The sequence below is a fragment of the Paenibacillus sp. Dod16 genome (assembly GCF_049893405.1).
Classification (GTDB): domain Bacteria; phylum Bacillota; class Bacilli; order Paenibacillales; family Paenibacillaceae; genus Paenibacillus_AQ.
Map to the genome: position 1 here is coordinate 42489 of NZ_JBNDYG010000037.1, position 19052 is coordinate 61540.

Consider the following 19052-nt stretch of genomic DNA (forward strand, 5'->3'; position numbering starts at 1 on the left):
GAGAAAATCCAGTAGGCTTTGCGTACCTTGCCCAGAGAACAGGTTCCTGCCTGGAGAATTTCCGGCTGGCTGCGAGAACCTGGAAGCGAACCTAAGCCGAATGCTAATTTTTGAGTGTGATTCAAATTCACCGGGTGGCCCCCGTTATCCAGCCGTTACGAGGCGATCGTCACATATGTGATTCCAGGAGGACCCTGCTGGAGGATGAATGGACGATAACCAGGGTGGTACCGCGAGAACATCGTCCCTGAATTTAATTCAGGGGCGTTTTTTGTGTTCGGAACCAAGTGATCCGGACGCCATATTATGACTGGAGGAAGTGTAGAGATGAAAGCTAGTGAAATCCGTTCCAAATGGCTAGAGTTTTTTGCAGAGAAAGGCCACAATATCGAGCCAAGTGCATCGCTTGTTCCGCACAATGACCCGTCCCTGCTCTGGATTAATGCAGGCATGGCTCCGCTCAAGCCTTATTTTGACGGGCGCGTGAAGCCGGAGAATCCGAGAATTGCAAATTCGCAAAAATGTATTCGGACCAATGATATTGAGAATGTCGGCAAAACCCGTCGTCACCATACATTCTTCGAAATGTTGGGCAACTTCTCCATTGGGGATTATTTTAAGGAAGAGGTTATCACCTGGGCTTGGGAGTTCCTGACGGACAAGAAATGGATCGGCTTCGATCCGGAGAAGCTGTCCGTTACCGTGTATCCGGAAGACGAGGAAGCCTTCAAATTGTGGAACGAAAAAATCGGACTTCCGAAGGAACGCATCATTAAGCTGCAGGATAACTTCTGGGATATCGGCGAAGGACCTTGCGGACCTTGTACCGAGATTTTCTATGATCGCGGTGAAGGATACGACACGGATGCTCCGGAATCCGAAATGTTCCCTGGCGGTGAGAATGAACGCTGGCTCGAAGTATGGAACCTCGTGTTCTCCCAGTTCAATCACAACAAGGACGGCAGCTATACACCGCTTCCGAACAAGAACATTGATACGGGTGCGGGACTCGAGCGCTTTGCTTCCATCCTGCAAAACGTAGCGTCCAACTTCGATACCGACCTGTTCCAGCCCATCATTCAGAAGACGGCAGAGCTTGCCGGCGTTAAATACAATGAGAAGACGGAGTACGATATCGCGCTGAAGGTCATTGCAGACCATATTCGTACGGTTGCATTCGCAGTAGGCGATGGCGTCCTGCCTTCCAACGAAGGCCGCGGCTATGTCATCCGTCGTTTGCTCCGTCGTGCGGTTCGTTACGGAAAGGTGCTCGGGCTGGACAAACCATTCATGTATACATTGACCGGTACCGTAGGCGATATTATGGGCGTATACTATCCAGAGGTCGTTGAGAAGCGCGCCTTTATCGAGAAGGTCATCGCAACGGAAGAAGAACAGTTCCACAAAACGCTCTCCGACGGCTTGAACATCCTGGCTGACGTTAGCGCCGAAGCGAAGAAGCAGGGCAAATCGGTCATCAGCGGCAGCGACGCGTTCAAATTGTATGATACGTATGGCTTCCCGTTTGATTTAACGGAGGATTATGCGTCCGAACACGGATTGACCGTGGACCGTGAAGGCTTTGATGCTGCGATGAAGGAACAGCGTGATCGTGCGCGTGCGGCCCGTCATGAAACGGAAAGCATGAAGATTCAAGGCGGCGTTCTTTCCGATTATACGGTTAAAAGTGAATTTGTTGGATATAATGACACCGTCAGCGAGGCGAAAGTGCTCGCCATTGTTTCCGGTGACAGCTTCGCAGACAGCGTCAGTGAAGGCGAGACCTGTCAGGTCATTCTGGACGTTACCCCGTTCTATGCCGAAAGCGGCGGTCAGGTCAGCGACCAGGGGATGATAGAAGGCGGATCCGTTCGTGCCCGAGTGGAAGGTCTTTTCAAGGCTCCGCATGGACAGCATGTGCATTTCGTAACCGTAGAGCTCGGCGAGCTTAAAGTGGGCGATACGGTCAAAGCGCAGGTGGACTCCGCTATGCGCAATGATATCGTCAAGAACCATACCGCTACACACCTTTTGCATAAAGCATTGAAGGAAGTGCTGGGCGATCATGTCAATCAGGCAGGTTCCCTTGTTGAACCGCAGCGTCTGCGCTTCGACTTCTCCCACTTCGGCAGCATTACGCCTGAGGAGCTGGCCGATATTGAGCGCCGCGTGAATGAACAGGTATGGAAGAGCATTCCGGTCGTTATCGAGCGCAAGGCGATTGATGAAGCGAAGGCGATGGGCGCTATGGCATTGTTCGGAGAGAAATACGGAGATATCGTCCGTGTCGTTCAGGTCGGAGATTACAGCATCGAGCTGTGCGGCGGATGCCATGTAGCCAACACCTCCCAGATCGGAATCTTCAAGCTGCTTGGCGAGAGCGGTATCGGCTCCGGGGTTCGCCGCATTGAAGCCGTAACGGGACGTTACGCTTATGAGCATCTGGAAGGCCAAATGGATCTGCTCAAGCAAGCCGCAGGTTTGTTGAAGAGCAATCTTGCGGACGTGCCGAAGCGGATTGAAGGCCTGAACCAGCAGGTGAAGGATCTTGCCCGGGAGAACGAGTCCCTGCAAGGCAAACTTGGAGCGATTGAGGCTAGCCAGTTGACCGATAAAGTGAAGCAGGTCGGAAACACGTCGCTGCTTGCAGCTGAAGTGCAGGCTGGCAGCATGGATGGACTCCGCGGCATTGCTGACGAATTGAAGGGCAAGCTGCCGGAGGCGATCCTCGTGCTCGGCTCCAAAGCAGGCGACAAGGTGAATTTCGTCGTAGCCGTTCCGCAGGATCTGGTGAAGCAGGGCTATCATGCCGGCAAGCTCGTTAAAGAAGTGGCTTCGATATGCGGCGGAGGCGGCGGAGGCCGTCCGGATATGGCGCAAGCCGGGGGCAAGGATGGTTCCAAACTGACCCAGGCGCTGCAGCACGCCGAGGATCTCATAGCCCGGGGCGTGTAACAGAATTGTCCAGATTGTGTACAGCTGGCAATCGTAAGCGGGATCCAACGTTTTGCTGTACACAATCCCGAATTTTTTGGAACACTCTCTAAATATTTCGCTTTCGATTTCCGTAGAGACTTAGGATTATGTTATGATATAACTAGATCAAGCTGGTAAATATTTATTCGACGAAGCATGGTAAACATGTTCTTTGAAGAAGCGAGGTGTGTCACACATGGACTCCATGGATAAGACTGTCAAGTTCAATGTAAAAGGTGATGAAAAGGAGGCTTCCGCCCAGGACATTCTACTTTCGGTATACGATTCGCTGGTAGAGAAGGAGTACAATCCGATTAACCAAATCGTAGGGTATCTTTTGTCCGGGGATCCCGCTTATATACCTCGGCACAATAATGCCAGAAGTTTGATCCGGAAAAAAGAGCGAGATGAATTGATTGAAGAACTGGTCCGGTTCTATTTAGCCAGTCACCGTTAGGAGCACACAGGGATGAAGAAGATCATGGGATTGGATTACGGGGACCGCAGAATCGGTGTTGCCATAAGCGACGCGTTCGGATGGACGGCCCAAGGGGTTGAAGTTATCGAGCGCCGCCGTGATGAAGGCGAACTGGACAGAATTGCCGCACTCGTCAAAGATAACGAGGTCGGTGAAATCGTGGTCGGCTTGCCTAAAAATATGAACGGCACGATTGGTCCGCGGGGCGAAATCTGCATGGAATTCGCAAGCACATTGCGAGAGTCCCTATCCTTACCCGTTCACCTTTGGGATGAACGGCTATCAACAGTATCCGCTGAAAGGACATTGCTTGAAGCCGATGTCAGCCGAAAGAAGCGAAAACAGGTTGTAGATAAAATGGCGGCAAGCTTGATTTTGCAAAACTACTTGGATTCTAAAAGGTAAAGGTGAGGGTGATTACAATGGCTAATGAGCATATTGGTATGGAAGAAGAACCGGAAATTATTTATATTCCCGACGATGAAGGCAACGAGGAAGAATTCGAAGTCATCATGAAATTCGAAGTGGATGGCTCGGATGCTAAATATATGATGGTCGTACCAAGGGAGTCTGCCGACGAAGAGACAGACGAGGTCTACGCCTTCCGTTATGAGGAAGACGGAGACGACTTGAAATTGTTTATGATTGAAGACGATGAAGAATGGGCCATTGTTGAAGAAACCTTCAATACGCTCGTGGAAGAGCTGGACGGGAGAGACGAATGATGTCTGATTTTTCGGTTGAGAATATCGTATGGACCCAAGTACTTAAGGAAGCATTCGGTGAGAGTGTCGAGCTTGAGGACGATAAAGGCCATATCGAGGTTTATGATATTGCCGCCGAATTTGAAGTGGATGGTCAAGGGTATGCCATTCTGGTTCAGCCGGATCGAACCGATGAGGAGTACGAGGTGCTTCGTATCGTAAAGGGCGAGGACGGCGGATTGCAGCTGTCAACCATTGACGACGACGAGGAATGGGAGAATGTGTCAGAGCTCTATGATGAGCTGACGTTTCCCGAAGGAGACGAGGATTAAGTTCCCTCCTGCAGGAGCACATGCTTAATTTTCAAATGAAAGTTCAGGAAGGGGCGGAGCTGTCCGCCCCTTTTGGTGTGAAGGGATGAGTAGATTGAAGAAACTGGCAATAGCAGTATTGGTCCTGATCCTCCTTGCGGGCGGGGCCGTATTTTACGTATGGAATGGTTTACAGCCCGTTCAAAGCTCGGAAACTCCCGTCGAATTCACCGTGGAGTCCGGCATGAGCACGTCCTCTATCGCCGATCTGCTTGAGGAAAAGGGACTGATCAAGAATGCCCTTATACTTAAAGGTTATTTAAAGCTTAGCGGGGAAGGAAGCCGTCTGATGGCAGGAACCTATGAGGCAACCCCAGGCACTCCGTTCAAGGAACTGTTATCAAAGATGAACAAAGGCGAAGTGAAGCCCGAGGAGATGGTTCGTTTCACGATCCCTGAGGGATATACGATCCTTCAAATGGCGGAGACCATCGCTCAAGAGAGCGGAATCGATGAGAAGGAATTCTTGAAGGTTGTGGATCAGCCGGCCGGCTGGGATGTTCCGATTGCTGGAGAAATTCCCCAGGAGGCAGACCTCAGGCATCATCTCGAGGGATACTTGTTCCCTGCGACCTATGAACTTCCGAAGAAGGATATCACGGCAAAAGGTATTGTAGAAACCATGCTGAAAGAAACGGAGAAACGTTTGGCCGAAATTCCGGATTGGGAGAGTCAATTGGAGGCTCGCGGCGTAACGTTCCATGAACTCATGACCATCGCTTCGCTGGTGGAGCGGGAAGTGGTTGCAGATCAGGAGCGTGCCCTGGTGGCTGGCGTTATATATAATCGATTGGAAGAGGACATGAAGCTGGAAATCGATGCAACCGTGCAATATCTGTTGGATAAACCGAAGGAACGATTGCTTTATGCCGACCTTGAGGTTGAAAGCCCGTATAACACATATCGTCAAAAGGGTCTGCCGCCTGGCCCGATCTCGAGCCCGAGCCTGGAATCGATTCAGGCTGCTTTGAATCCGGAGAAATCCGATTATTTGTTCTATGTAACAAAGAAAGACGGTACACAAGAGCATCTGTTTGCCAAAACGTATAAAGAGCATTTGAAAAATATCGAGACCAGCAAGAAGATGGCACAACAATAATATTACGTGTTGAGCAAGTCCGCTGATACGCTGAGTGACAAGGAACAGATCCAGCTCGTACTCAGAAGAGTCTTGTTGAACAACCTCTAAGTAGGGAGGAATTTTTAAATGAGTATCAAACCTGAATTATTGGCAGCAGCCGGGTCTCTGGCTGATGCCGCTGCTTACCTGGAAGCGGGAGCCGACGCACTGCTCGTTGGCGAGGATCGATTCGGCATGAGACTGCCTGGCAGTCTGACATTGGATGAAATAACCCAAGTCGTACATCTTGCTCATGAACGAGGAAGCAAAGTGTACGTCAGCTTGAACAACTTGATGACAAATGATTTGCTGCCCGAGCTACCTGCCTATGTTAAGGCGCTCGGAGAAATCGGGGTAGACGCGGTGGAATTTAACGATCCATCCGTACTCACTACCGTAAAAGAGCTGGCTCCACAGGTAAAACTTCATTGGAACGCAGAAATGACCGCCACCAACTATTCAACGGCCAATTACTGGGGAAGCAAAGGCGCCTCCCGGGTTATTCTTGCGCGTGAATTAAATATGGACGAGGTAACCGACATGAAGCCGCAGCTTCAGCTGGAAGCACAGGTTCAGGTTCATGGCATGACCAACATCTATCATTCCAAGCGGCGCCTGGTGAACAGCTATATGCAGCAGCAGGGCAGACCGGTGCATGAAGGCAGCCTTGGCAAGGAGCGCGGTTTGTTTCTCATTGAAGCTGAGCGTCAAGAAGAGAAATATCCGATCTATGAAGATATCAACGGAACCCATATTATGAGTTCGGAGGATATTTGCATTCTGGAGGATTTGCATCTGTTAATGGCAGCAGGCATGGACAGCTTTAAGGTTGAGACGCTGCTGAAGCCGCGGCATTACAATGAGCTGGTGATTCGAACCTATCGCCAAGCGATTGATTTATATGCTGCAGATGCATCCACTTATGCTTTTCAGGAAGAGTGGATGGACGGAATTCGCGCGATTCAGGATCCGGAACGTGAATTGTCGTTTGGATTTTTCTATAAGGAACAAGTTTATTAAGGAGTGGACAGCATGGAAGCAATGGCACAGCCAAAGTACAAGGGCAAACGCTATCGCCTGGACAAGCCGGAATTGCTCGCCCCGGCGGGTAATCTGGAAAAACTGAAATTTGCGGTGCATTATGGCGCCGATGCGGTATACATTGGGGGCCAGAAATACGGGCTTCGTTCAAATGCGGACAATTTCAGTTTTGAAGAAATGAAAGAGGGCGTGGAGTTCGCCAAGAAATACGGCGCCAAAGTATTTGTGGCAACCAACATATATGCGCATAATGAGGACATTGAGGGAATTGAAGCCTACCTGCGAAGTTTGGAGGAAGCAGGCATTGCGGCAATCATCGCCGCAGATCCGGCAATTATTGAAGTGGCCAAACGTGCCGCGCCCAAGCTCGAAGTTCATCTGAGCACACAGCAATCCACGCTGAATTGGCAGGCCGTGAAGTTCTGGAAGGATGAAGGATTGCCGCGGGTTGTACTTGGACGCGAGGCGAGTCTGGAGGAAATCGCGGCGATTAAAGAGCATGTCGATATTGAGATTGAGGCCTTTATCCATGGCGCGATGTGCTCCTCGTTCTCCGGTCGCTGCGTGTTGTCCAATCATTTTACGGATCGTGATTCCAACCGGGGCGGATGCTGCCAATCCTGCCGTTGGAAATACGATTTGTTTGTGGATGGAAGAGAAGAGCAAGGCCAGTGGGTATCGGAAGAGCAGCAGTTGATGGAACAGCCGGCCCCTGCTCCGTCCCCATTCAAACCGGGCGTTACGCAGATCCCGTTGTTCCAGCCGGAAGACAACCAGTTTACGATGGGGTCGAAGGATCTCTGCATGCTCGAGCATATTCCGGATCTGATTGAGGTGGGAATCGACAGCTTCAAGATTGAAGGACGGATGAAGTCGATCCATTACGTAGCGACTGTGGTTAATGTATATCGACAGGCGATTGATTCCTATATGGCTGACCCTGATCATTATGTATTGAAGCCGGAATGGATCGAAGAAATTAATAAAGCGGCCAATCGGCCGCTGAATACCGGGTTCTTCTATGATACACCGGACCATGAGGATCATATCTATGAACCCGAAGAGAAGGCGGTCCCTTATGACTTCGCCGGCCTGGTGATGGACTATGACGAGAAGTCGGGAACGGCTGTCATTCAGCAGCGAAACCACTTTAAGCCAGGGGATGAAATCGAGTTTTTCGGACCGGAAGGAACCTTCTTTAAGCAGGCAGTTGGTCCTATTGAGGATGAGAACGGCAGTGAACTTGATGCAGCTCGCCATCCTTTGCAGCTCATTCGCATGAAGGTGGATCAGCCGGTGCGCCATTTTGATATGATGAGAAAGCGTAAAGGGTAACAAAAAATAGATCTAAAGAACTACACAATTGAGAATCCGGGTCTGTGGATGGACCTTGGATTCTTTTTGTTTGTAAAAAAATTAGGGATTAAGAATTATTTTTTTGCGAAAACCCAAAGGAAAACACCTCCAATTGTCGAAATAAAGAGTAACGAATACGTTACAAGGGATTGGACCGACGTATTAATAATATGATTGTGGTAGGTGAACAGCTAATGTCAGAAGTTGAGCAGCATGATAAGAAGCCGAAAAAGGGCAAGAAGCCCGGGGGTATCAAAGAGAAAAAGGAAAAATCTTCGGCATCAACAGGGATACATACTGCCAAGTCGTTTTTTTCAAACGTGGGAACGGCTATAAGCCGGATGCCGATGAACCCGGCGAAATCCGTCGGAATCCGATTGTTCCTGATCTTTTTGTCAGCGATTGTATTTTTTGTGATCGTCTTGGGTTATCTGTCCTACGATAAGGCGAAGAGCACGATTGAGAAGAATGCTGCAAACGGCAATCAGCAGACGATCATTCAAACCTCTGAGAAAATCGACATCATTCTGGAGAAGTACGAGAATGCCGGTAGACAAATCTTCTATGACATTGAATTGCAGAAGTTGTTGTCTGAATACACGGATAAAAAGTTAAGCGATTACGACGCGTTTACGGTGGAGCGCAGCATTCGGGATAAACTATCCAATCAGATTACATCGGATTCGTCGATCCGAGCCATTTATTTGATTCCTACCAAGAGTGAGAAGATCATATCGGCAGGTCAAGCGTCAGAGTCTTCGAAAACCGTCCTTGAGCAAAGCTGGTATACCGAATTGAAGGAAGGCGACAAGAAGATTATGTGGCTGCCAACGATGCAGAACAGCGGGGCACCATATTTCACGATTGCCCGTTCTTTAGGGTCTATGAACGATCTGACTTCAACGTATGTGGTGATGTTTGAACTTAACGCCTCGGTACTGGATACGCAGCTGAAGGGAATCAACCTGGGCGAGAACGGCCAGCTGCAATTGATCAGTCCGGAAGGCATCGTTGTTTCCTCCAGCGAGTCCTCCATTGTAGGTTCGGAAACCGCTTGGACGTTTGCGAAGGAATTTCCGGCCGACACCAAAACGGATGACGTAAGAACGAAGGATGAGGAAGGAAGAAATGTGCTGGCGGTTTATAATACGCTGAACACCAACGATTGGAAGCTCGTAGGATCTGTCCAAACCAGCGAGCTGACGAAGGATGCATCAAGCATACTGGTCATCACGCTTATCGTGGCTGCCATCGACGTTATTTTTGCCATTCTGATCGGGATTTGGATGGTAAGAATGATTGCCCGTCCATTAGGCAAGCTTAACCTGTTGATGAAGGAAGGCGCCAAAGGCAATTTGAATGTTCGCACAGACCATAAGAGCCAGGACGAAATCGGTCAGCTCTCCGCAAGCTTTAACGATATGATGGAGCAGATTACCGGACTCGTTCAGCAAACGAGCAATACCGCTCAGGAAGTGCTTAGAACGGCAACCGAGTTAAGTGATGCCTCGAAGAAGACGGCTATTTCCGCCAAAGAAATTGCCGTAGCGACCGAGGAAATTGCCAACGGTGCCAGCAGTCTGGCGGTTGAAGCCGAGCGCGGCAGCGATCTGACCAACAATATCTCGAAGCAGATGCAAATGGTCGTTTCAGCCAACGAAGAGATGGGCAAATCGGCCCGTCACGTGGAAAGCGCGAGTGAGCTTGGAACGAAGCATTTGAGCGACTTGCTGGATAAGACCCATCAGACTGAGGATATGACCCGTTCCATGATGCACAAGGTTGATGGCTTGAAGGAGACAACCTCCTCGGTTGTCAAAGTGCTGGACGTACTTCAGAATATTACAAAGCAAACGAATATCCTTTCATTGAATGCAACAATCGAGGCTGCCCGTGCTGGGGCGGCTGGTAAAGGCTTTATGGTCGTGGCCGATGAGATCCGCCAGCTGGCAGACCAATCCAGGCAGTCCATTGATATGGTGAGCCAGATTACAGACCGGATCATGACCGAGATGAATGAAACCGTCCAGGTATTGCTGGATGCGAATCCTCTCTTCAAAGGTCAGATGGACGCTGTTAAGGAAACAAATGATATCTTCGTATCCGTTCAGCAGCAGATGGTCGATTTTATCGAATCCTTGGATTCGGTAACGCATTCGATTGATGAACTGAATGAATCTCAGAATGTACTTTCGGAAGCGATGAGTAATGTGAGCGCGGTAGCGGAAGAATCCTCCGCAACTTCGGAAGAGGTAGCTTCTCTCTCTACAGAGCAGCAAAGCGTCAGCAGTCAGCTGGTTAATCTATCATCGCAGCTGGAGAATGTATCGAATGACCTGAAAGAGACCTTGTCTCGTTTTAGACTGTAAGATTGTTATAATTCAAAGGCTGCTCCATCCGTTTAAGCTGATGGGGCAGCCTTTTTCATATTACTGAATTTATAAGTTTTCAGCGAAGCATATAAGCAACGAAGCATAGGCTCCACTTTGTGGGGCTATTTTTGATGCCGGATAAAAATAACTTTCAGAGGCAATGATAACGGAGAATATGGTTGAAGGAGTCGAGGTCACTTGAATACAAGGCAGCCTGGTCATACACCTGAATTCCTGTCAACGAATCTTAAGGAAAATCTGACAACATTTAGCTTGTTACTCAACGATCCTAGCGACCTTACCACGAAAGTGCTGCAGGTTGGAGGGAGCACTTATACCTCTGCCATTGTCAGCCTCGAAGGGTTATCTGATCAATTGTTGATTAAGGAGCAGATAATCCAGCCGATCCAGCAAAATCAGGAGCTTTCCCAGGAATCCATGATAAGTGCTCATATGATGCTGCACGAGATTGAGAATCGGATGATATCGCTGCAGATAACCAATCGTACAAGGCGATGGGATGAGGTGATTCCTATCATACTCTCGGGCGATACCGCTTTAATGCTGGAGGGGACGGATGAAGTCTTACTGATCAAAAGCCGGAAGTGGCCGGCACGCAGCATTGAGGAGCCTCAAACCGAAGCGTTGGTTCGCGGGCCGAGGGTGGGATTCACGGAGAGCATTTACACGAACATATCTCTATTGCGAAGACATATTCGGGAGCCTAATCTGACGATCGACACGCACATCATCGGCAGACGATCCAATCAATCCCTTGCGGTCATCTATATTAAAGGCCTGACGAATCCCGATCTAATCGAAGAAGTGAACCGCAGGCTGAAGTCACTGGATCTTGATTATGCTCCTGAATCCGGGACGGTAGAGCAGTGGATTGAAGACAGTTTTTTATCGCCGTTTCCGCAGATCCTGAATACCGAACGACCTGATAAAGTGACATCTGCCTTGCTGCAAGGAAAAGTAGCGGTTTTGCTGGATGGTACACCCTTTGTGCTGCTTCTACCGTTTACTTTCGTTTCTCTGTTGCATTCGCCAGAAGATTATTATGAACGATGGAGCATTGGCTCGCTTATACGCTTGCTGCGCCTGGCGGCTATCGGAATTACCTTGTTTCTACCCGCGCTGTATATTGCTATTCTGTCTTTCCATCCAGGGATGATTCCGTTTAAGCTCGTATTCTCGATTGCTGCCTCCCGGGAAGGCGTACCTTTCCCTGCTGTGATCGAAGCCTTACTGATGGAGGTTACACTGGAATTGCTGCGTGAAGCGGGAATCCGCCTACCGAAGCCGATAGGTCAGACGATTGGTATTGTCGGAGGACTTGTAATAGGGGAGGCTGCGGTTCAGGCTGGGATCGTGAGCCCGATTATGGTTATCATTGTGGCCCTGACAGCGATATCGTCTTTTGCCATTCCATCTTACAGCGCAGGCATATCTTTTCGAATGCTGCGCTTTGCAATCATGATTGCTGCAAGCTTTCTGGGACTGTACGGGATCGTGTTGACTTTTATCCTGATCTGTATCCACTTGATGAGGCTGCACACTTTTGGAATCCCTTATCTCAGTCCCGTTGCACCCTCTATTCAGCATGATTGGAAGGATATGTTTATCCGCCTGCCGGTGACTTGGCTTACGCGCAGACCTTTATTTATGAAGCCCCAAGACATCCATCGGGCAAAAAAGCGGTGATTTGTAATGAACAATAACCAATTAAGCAATCAATCGATTGGCAGTAAAGAGATTGTATATTCTGTTAGTAATATGTTGATAGGACTCGGAATCCTTACGCTCCCTAATACGATTGCAAGGAACACCCATTTTTCGGATGGCTGGATGTCGATCATGCTTGGGGGCATGATCGCTCTTGGATTTGCATGGGCGATCGGGGCGTTGGCTTCAAGGTTTCCCGGCAAAAATTATCATGCGATGGCAACAATCATCCTGAATCGAAAAGCAGCCCATGTGGTGACGCTGCTGATCAGTTTATACCTATTGTTGTTTGTCAGTTATCAAGTGCGCGGTGTTTCCACCATCACAAGACTATATCTATTTGATAACACGCCGGAGGAAATCATCGGTTTAGTTTACTTACTGGTGCTCATTTACGCAGCCGCAGGGCCGAGTATCGCTTTGGTACGCCTGAATCTGATTTTTTTCCCCATTGTCCTATCGATCATGCTGCTGATCGTAATTTTGAATCTCGGAAGTTTAAACATGCATTATCTGCTGCCTGTGTTGAAAACCGACTGGAGACGAATCGTTATCACTTCAAAGGATACGGTATTCTCCTATTTAGGGCTCGAAATTATGCTGTTCTATAACATTTACGTTGTCAGGAAAAGCAAGCTTCTCGGTTCCGTCTTCCGGGGGGTGTTAATACCCATCTTTATCTACTTCATTATTTTCGTTTTTGTCATTGGCGTTTTTGGACCGATCGTGGTCTCCAATACATTGTATCCGTTAGCGGAATTGGCTAAAGAGGTTGAGGTCCCTGGGGGTATATTTGAACGGTTTGAATTTTTCTTTTTTGTCATCTGGTTGATGACGTTATTCAGCACGAATGCGATGGCGTTTGATGTAGCTTTACTGGCACTGGAATCCGTTTTTCCTAAATATCGCAGATTTACGATGATCCTCATTTTGGCACCAATCCTGTTCATCCTCGGTTTATTGCCAAGCACGCTCCGGGAGCTTAACGTAGTTGCCGAATGGATCAGCTATATGGGTATCGGATTCGCATGGGTGCTTCCGGCTCTGCTGTTCTTGGTGGCCAAGATACGGGGGGTGAAGGGCAATGGCTAAAATGCTTCGGATGCTGATGTTATTCATGCTGGTATGGCCTTTGGCAGGCTGCTGGGACCGCATAGAAATCGAGGAGCGTGGATTTGTGGTAGGAACTGCCCTTGATGAGGCAGAGAATGGACAAATTAAGCTTACGTTTCAAATTGTCGTGCCTACACAGATGAAAGGGTCCAGCGGTCAGAAGAATGAGGGTGGGAGCCCTTTTATCAATCTATCCTCAACCGCGGACAGCGTATTCAAGGCTGCACGGAAGATGTCGAATGAGATCAGCCGCTCTCCTTATCTTGCCCATAACCAAGTGATCATCATCTCGGAGAAACTGGTTGAAACGGAGCACGTTGGGGATGTACTGGATTTATTCGTCAGGGATCCGGAGAACCGAAGAGCATCTAATATTATGGTCTCTCATGGAGAGGCAAGCAAGATACTGGAAACCCATTCGAAGATTGAAACCTTGCCTGCGCAATATATTCGTTCAACGCAAGAGAATAAGGATAAGAGCGAATCCATCACGCCTCCTACAAATATTGGTGAACTGCATCATTTTCTGCTATCCAAGTCCAGTTATGCCCTACCTAAGATTTCCATCACGGAGGATGACAGAATATCCACCAGTGGCGCCGCAGTGTTTAACGGTGAGAACTACGAGTTCAAGGGCTTTCTGGACCAGGATGAAACCACGGGCCGTAATATGATCCAGGGAACGGTCAAAACAGCATCATTGGAACTGGTTGTTCACGGCAAACAGCTTGTTTATGAAGTCAAGGAGTTCAACCGGATCATTCGCGTCCATCGGGACGATCGGGGACTTCCTGAATTTGATGTTGAGATTTCGGTCAGAGGAAATATTGGAGAATCGGAGCTGGATCAAGGCGAAAACGTTCGTGAATTAAACGGAGAGATCAAACGCAAAGCCGAGCAACGGATCAAGCAAATTGCCATGGACGTTATTCTTAAGGCGCAGAACGAATATAAAACCGACTTCCTGGGGTTTTGGAAAAAATGCCAAGAAAGGGAATATCGCACATGGGTGCGTTACGAGAATGACTGGGACCGTGGCCAATCTATATTTTCGCAATGCAAGATTCATGTGAACGTTGACGCAAAAGTCAGAACCATTGGAACTGTTACCGGTACCGAATAAGAGAAGAGGGGAAATGATGGACCTTCGCTATGACCTTTTGTTAAATCCGCTTGTTGTGATATGCACACTCCTGCTCATCATTGTTCCGTTCACCCTATTCAAAATAAATCAGTATTTGCACAAATATGGTGACCCGCCCTGGAAGCAGCCAAAGAAACCGGATTAAGAGTCAACGTTTTAATCAGGAGGTGTCTTTTCTGGAGAGCTCATTTTGGTATAGAAGCGAGGGTGATTGAGGCAGCTTCCATGTGGAAATAATGATGAGACATCGACCATATTGGAGGAGCAAGACATGAGGCTTATCCGCAATAAGCGAATTACATACGGATGGCTAATACTCACGCTTTTAATCGCCGTATTGACGCTGCGTCTTGCATGGGTGCAGCTTGTGATGAAGCATCAGCGCGTTCCCGGCAGCCGGCATACGATGGTAGAGGCATCGCTGATCCAGAGGGAGCGGGGCCTTGTGCTGGATTCGGGTCGCGGTCATTTTACGGATCGGAACGGAAAACCGCTCACGGGCAAACTTATCTGGGCAGCCGTGATGTTTCCTGCTGGCGAGCAGGAACTAAAGAACTCCCATCATCAGTTAGTGAAGCTGGCCCGTATACTGGGAACAAATAAGGATCATTTGATACAGACCTGGGGTAAGTTAAAGGAACCAGAATTGTGGCATGGGGACAAATCCCTCATTCCTCGTTCCTTAACCAAAGATGAGATTGCGCAGATTCAAGAGCTTGAACTACCGAAACTCAAGGTTCTTCCCTATGAGCAGCGATACGGCAATCGCCAATCGGGAATGCAGTGGCTTGGTTTTGTGTCCGGTCAGCGTAAGGAAAGCCTGTTCTTTGACGATTATCCAGTGGTTACCGGAACCAGTGGATTGGAGAAAACGATGGATTCGTTGATACGGGGGGAAGGGCCGACCATTGTCTATTTTCCGGTTAACAGCACCAATGAAGTCATTCAGGATATCAAGCCCATGGTGAAGGCGCCTGACAATCGGTACTATCCATTACGGATATCCACCACGATTGATATCGATATTCAACAAGGGATTGAGGCTATAACGGAGAAAGCGGGCATGAAAGAAGGGGCGGTTGTTGTGCTGGATGCCCGCAATGCGGATATCGTGGCCATGGTTTCAAGACCATTCTACAATCCGGAGCAGATTCACCCGAAGGATGGTCAGTGGGAGAATCGCGGGTTGAAGGCAGCCACGCCAGGGTCCATCTTCAAGCTGGTCACGGCTGCAGCCGTACTTGAGCATGGTTTAAGCTCTGAAGGAGAACATTTCCATTGTGATGGCGAATACGGTAAGTTCGGAATGTCCTGCTGGAAAAAAGGGGGGCATGGAACGATTGATCTTCGTGAAGGCTTCGCGGAATCATGCAACGTCGTATTTGCTACACTTGCAGAGAGACTGTCCGCTCAGCAAATGGCAGAGGCGGCCTCTGCACTGGGATTCGGGCAAACGGTAGGCTGGAAATCCCAGCAGTTTCTAGGGCTTCGTTCTTTTGCGCCATTGGATCATGAAGAGAAGGGTACGGTATTTTCCAGCTTGGCGGACGCCTCTGATGCGGGTGTTAGAGTCCAGACTGGCATAGGTCAAAGGGACACTGCCGTATCCCCGCTGCAAGCCGCCAATGCGATGGTAACGCTGCTACATGGCGGGGTGAAGACCCAGCCCCGTATTTTACAGCAGATCCGGTATGCTAACGGGCAATTGCTGCAAGATACGGATCCTTTAAAGGAACGAACATCTGGAAAAGGTATTTCCCGGGAAACCTCTTCCATTCTGCTCGAGTGGATGGAGAATGTTGTCGAAGAGGGAACAGGCAGCTCATTAAAAAATCGCATATGGACTCTTGCAGGTAAATCCGGTACGGCCCAGGTAACAATGAAAGGCCGTGCCCGAAACAACCAGTGGTTTGTCGGGTACGGCCCAGTGGAGAAGCCACGTTATGCCGTGGCTGTATTGGTTGAGAATCGGAACCCGAACAGCAGCAATCAGGCAACCGACATATTCGGTCAGGTTTCCGATTTCTTGGCTTCGGTTGAATCGGCCTCCGGCTCTGCGTAAGAGCGGGACATGTCCCATGGAGACACATCGAATTCTTCACTCGGCAGCCGGATCCACTGCTTCAGATATCCCTGCGTAAGCAGTTCCTTGATGAGAATCAGCAGGATGGGCGCCAGGATCAAACCGGCAACTCCAAAAATGGACAGCGAGATCATCATAAAGGACAACATCAGAAATGCAGAGGATACGCCGATCGAGTTTCCTGTAATTTTAGGCTCGAGCAGCTGTCTGGAAATGACAACCACGGCAAGCAGCACGATCAAGCCAATGGCGAGTCCCGTGTTCCCGACGATGAACAAATAGGTAATCCACGGAATAAGAATAACGGGAACACCCAGCAGCGGCAATACATCGAACACGGCGCAGATGAGCGCAACGGACAGCGAATTCCCCGTACCTAATATCAGAAGTCCTATATATACAATAACAAAGGTAATGCTGACCAGCTTCATCTGAGCTTTTAAATAGGAGCCAATTGCCTTGAATACATTATCTTTGAGGAAAACAAAAGCCGTCTTGAGGGTTCTCGGCGTCTTGTCTTTGGCGATTCTCCGCCAGCTGCCGATCTCAGTGCTCAGGAAGAAGGCAAGGATAATCGCAACCCCGAAATTCGCGATGAACGAGGAGAATGACCCCATAAATCCGACGACATAATGGAAAAATGATTCTGCAGCACCTTGGGCAAAGGTAGTGATGTCCTGGAAATAACCGTTCAGACGTTCTGTCAGATCCGGTGGCAGGGCGTCGAGCCTGGTCTGCAGGAATATGAGGGTTTCCGAGAAATGTTTTTGGATCGTTTGGGTGTAAGCCGGCAAATTATCCTGCAGGTTCATGAACTGCGACACGATGAGAGCCCCTGCTCCGAACAGGACGCCCAGGATGACGAGCAGGAAGAGCAGAACGGATATAGCCGCGGCAAATGGTTTCGGGAGCCCCCTGCGGTGCAAAAATTTGGAGAAAGGCTCGATAATCAGGAAAACGAGGAAAGATAAAAACACCGGAGCCGCAATTTGGTACAGCTTGCTGAATATGAACATGATGAGGTAAACCGTAAGCACGATTAAACCTATATCAAAGGCGGTTCTCCAATATTTTTTATACAAGGGAAGCATAGTGGGATATCGGCTCCTTTATACTTTATTAATTGATATCATTGTACACGATTTGTGAAAAAAAAGCCTATTTCTTTAAGTGCTATGCTAAAATAATAATAGTGGGTTCATTAGAAAAAGAAATAAAAAGCGGGGAGTTAGCATGCAAACATTACTGCTATGGTTGTTTTACCTTTCAACGACTTTGCCTTAACCTTTGATGATGGTCCTGATCCGATCTATACACCAAGACTTCTGGATCTTTTGAAGCAGTATAATATGAAGGCGACGTTTTTCCTGGTGGGTTCCCATGCCGAGAAGCATCCAGAAGTTGTAAAACGCATTCATAGTGAAGGTCATCTGATCGGGATTCACAACTATGTTCACAAGAGCAATTGGTTCATGCGGCCGGTCACCGTCCGTAAACAAGTCAAGCGCACGGATGATATTATTTACTCTATCACCGGTGAGCGATCGAGTTATTACAGACCGCCCTGGGGAATCGTGAATTTATTCGATTTTGCCAAGAATACCGGCTGCCGGATCATCCTATGGTCCTCAATGTTTAATGATTGGCGGAGCAAGATCGGCGCCGACAAGCTGACCCAGCGAATGCTTTCCAAGCTTAACGGTGGTGAGGTTATGCTCTTACATGACTGCGGTACGACGATGGGGGCGAATCCCGATGCACCGGAGCAAATGCTGATCGCGCTGGAACGTGTTCTGAAAGTCGCAGAGCAGAAGGGAATGAGAAGCATCCGAATCGACGATATGATGGCGAAGGAAAGCAAAGCGAAAGCGAAGAAGCTGTCTCCTCTGAAGCGTATGATCGTCTCGTTGTGGCTTCTGTGGGAAAAAGGATTTCATGCGGTATTTGCGCTCAAAACGGTCTCGCCGGCAGATCCGATGCTGCATTTCCGAAAGCGCGCTTTTACCGGCAAAACGGTCGTGATGGAAGATGGCAGCCAGCTTGAAAAGGGAGACCAGGTGCTGGAGCTCCATTTTGATAACAAAAAATTGTTTGAGATCGGCAGCCGCTCCCGTTCGGAAGTGCAGCTCGCCATCAAAATGATTCGTGCCGTGCAGAAAGATCTGCCTTCTCTGGCTAATATGGTATTGGAACGGCCTGAGTACAAGGATATCAGGGGATTGTATGCTGTAACCATGATTTCACGGGGACCGGAGCAATTCGGATTTCATGTTATGGATTTACCGCGGGGACTGTTTGCAAGCTCGTCCAGACTGTATCTGAAGCTGCTGCTTAGCGTTATTCATCCGAAAGGGCAGGCCCGTCTTAAAGAGGGCAGTCAGATCATGGAGCCAAAAATGCTGATGATGCCGGTGGATGTTCTGATCGGGCGTTATGCTGAGAAGAGGGGTCAGGTTCAGCCTCCATCCGAGGAGCAGCAGGAAATAGAGCAGGAACATGTGGCTGACCTGGCGGTTGCCGGTGCATCGCAGGGCATGTAGTTCATCGAATCGATGGTTTACTGTCA

15 protein-coding genes are annotated in these 19052 nt (G+C 48.9%); 14 read left to right on the forward strand and 1 reads right to left on the reverse strand.

From position 1 onward, the window contains the following. The first annotated feature begins 327 nt into the window (after positions 1–327). From alaS to ACPV3A_RS25100, 13 genes are all read left to right on the forward strand, one after another. A complete protein-coding gene (alaS, locus tag ACPV3A_RS25040; RefSeq protein ID WP_339295942.1) occupies positions 328–2955 on the forward strand; it encodes an alanine--tRNA ligase in 2628 nt (875 codons plus the stop codon). A gap of 217 nt (positions 2956–3172) precedes the next feature. Continuing rightward, positions 3173–3433: an IreB family regulatory phosphoprotein gene (locus ACPV3A_RS25045; RefSeq protein WP_006208869.1), complete on the forward strand. Its 261-nt coding sequence runs from the start codon at positions 3173–3175 to the stop codon at positions 3431–3433. A gap of 12 nt (positions 3434–3445) precedes the next feature. Continuing rightward, positions 3446–3859, forward strand: coding sequence for a Holliday junction resolvase RuvX (gene ruvX, locus ACPV3A_RS25050; RefSeq protein WP_194541519.1), 414 nt, complete (start codon positions 3446–3448; stop codon positions 3857–3859). Positions 3860–3876: 17 nt separating this feature from the next. Continuing rightward, entirely contained in the window at positions 3877–4179 is a 303-nt protein-coding gene (locus ACPV3A_RS25055) for a DUF1292 domain-containing protein (protein WP_071222779.1), read from the forward strand. Next, positions 4176–4490, forward strand: coding sequence for a DUF1292 domain-containing protein (locus tag ACPV3A_RS25060; protein ID WP_233354791.1), 315 nt, complete (start codon positions 4176–4178; stop codon positions 4488–4490). Before ACPV3A_RS25055 ends, ACPV3A_RS25060 begins: the two co-directional genes overlap by 4 nt. Positions 4491–4584: 94 nt before the next feature. After that, complete coding sequence (mltG, locus tag ACPV3A_RS25065; RefSeq protein ID WP_426201970.1) at positions 4585–5628, forward strand: endolytic transglycosylase MltG; 1044 nt, start codon at positions 4585–4587, stop codon at positions 5626–5628. A 108-nt stretch (positions 5629–5736) separates the two neighbouring features. Then, positions 5737–6669: a peptidase U32 family protein gene (locus tag ACPV3A_RS25070; RefSeq protein WP_426201917.1), complete on the forward strand. Its 933-nt coding sequence runs from the start codon at positions 5737–5739 to the stop codon at positions 6667–6669. Between the two features lie 12 nt (positions 6670–6681). After that, positions 6682–8025, forward strand: a complete 1344-nt coding sequence (locus tag ACPV3A_RS25075) for a peptidase U32 family protein (protein ID WP_194541521.1) — start codon at positions 6682–6684, stop codon at positions 8023–8025. Between the two features lie 215 nt (positions 8026–8240). Further along, positions 8241–10415 (forward strand): methyl-accepting chemotaxis protein, encoded by a 2175-nt coding sequence (locus ACPV3A_RS25080; protein WP_194541522.1) that lies wholly within the window; start codon positions 8241–8243, stop codon positions 10413–10415. A gap of 201 nt (positions 10416–10616) precedes the next feature. Continuing rightward, on the forward strand, positions 10617–12125 hold the full coding sequence (locus tag ACPV3A_RS25085; protein WP_426201919.1) for a spore germination protein: 1509 nt from the start codon (positions 10617–10619) through the stop codon (positions 12123–12125). 6 nt (positions 12126–12131) lie between these two features. Next, positions 12132–13238: a GerAB/ArcD/ProY family transporter gene (locus tag ACPV3A_RS25090; RefSeq protein WP_194541524.1), complete on the forward strand. Its 1107-nt coding sequence runs from the start codon at positions 12132–12134 to the stop codon at positions 13236–13238. Beyond that, positions 13231–14382: a Ger(x)C family spore germination protein gene (locus ACPV3A_RS25095; protein WP_220686120.1), complete on the forward strand. Its 1152-nt coding sequence runs from the start codon at positions 13231–13233 to the stop codon at positions 14380–14382. Before ACPV3A_RS25090 ends, ACPV3A_RS25095 begins: the two co-directional genes overlap by 8 nt. Positions 14383–14674: 292 nt before the next feature. After that, positions 14675–16465: a peptidoglycan D,D-transpeptidase FtsI family protein gene (locus tag ACPV3A_RS25100; protein ID WP_194541526.1), complete on the forward strand. Its 1791-nt coding sequence runs from the start codon at positions 14675–14677 to the stop codon at positions 16463–16465. Here the strand turns inward: ACPV3A_RS25100 and ACPV3A_RS25105 are convergent. Continuing rightward, complete coding sequence (locus ACPV3A_RS25105) at positions 16414–17577, reverse strand: AI-2E family transporter (protein ID WP_194541527.1); 1164 nt, start codon at positions 17575–17577, stop codon at positions 16414–16416. The two genes, ACPV3A_RS25100 and ACPV3A_RS25105, sit on opposite strands and share 52 nt — an antisense overlap. A gap of 159 nt (positions 17578–17736) precedes the next feature. Here ACPV3A_RS25105 and ACPV3A_RS25110 point away from each other — a divergent pair, with 159 nt between their 5' ends. Next, entirely contained in the window at positions 17737–19026 is a 1290-nt protein-coding gene (locus ACPV3A_RS25110; protein ID WP_426201923.1) for a polysaccharide deacetylase family protein, read from the forward strand. Positions 19027–19052 lie beyond the last annotated feature (26 nt).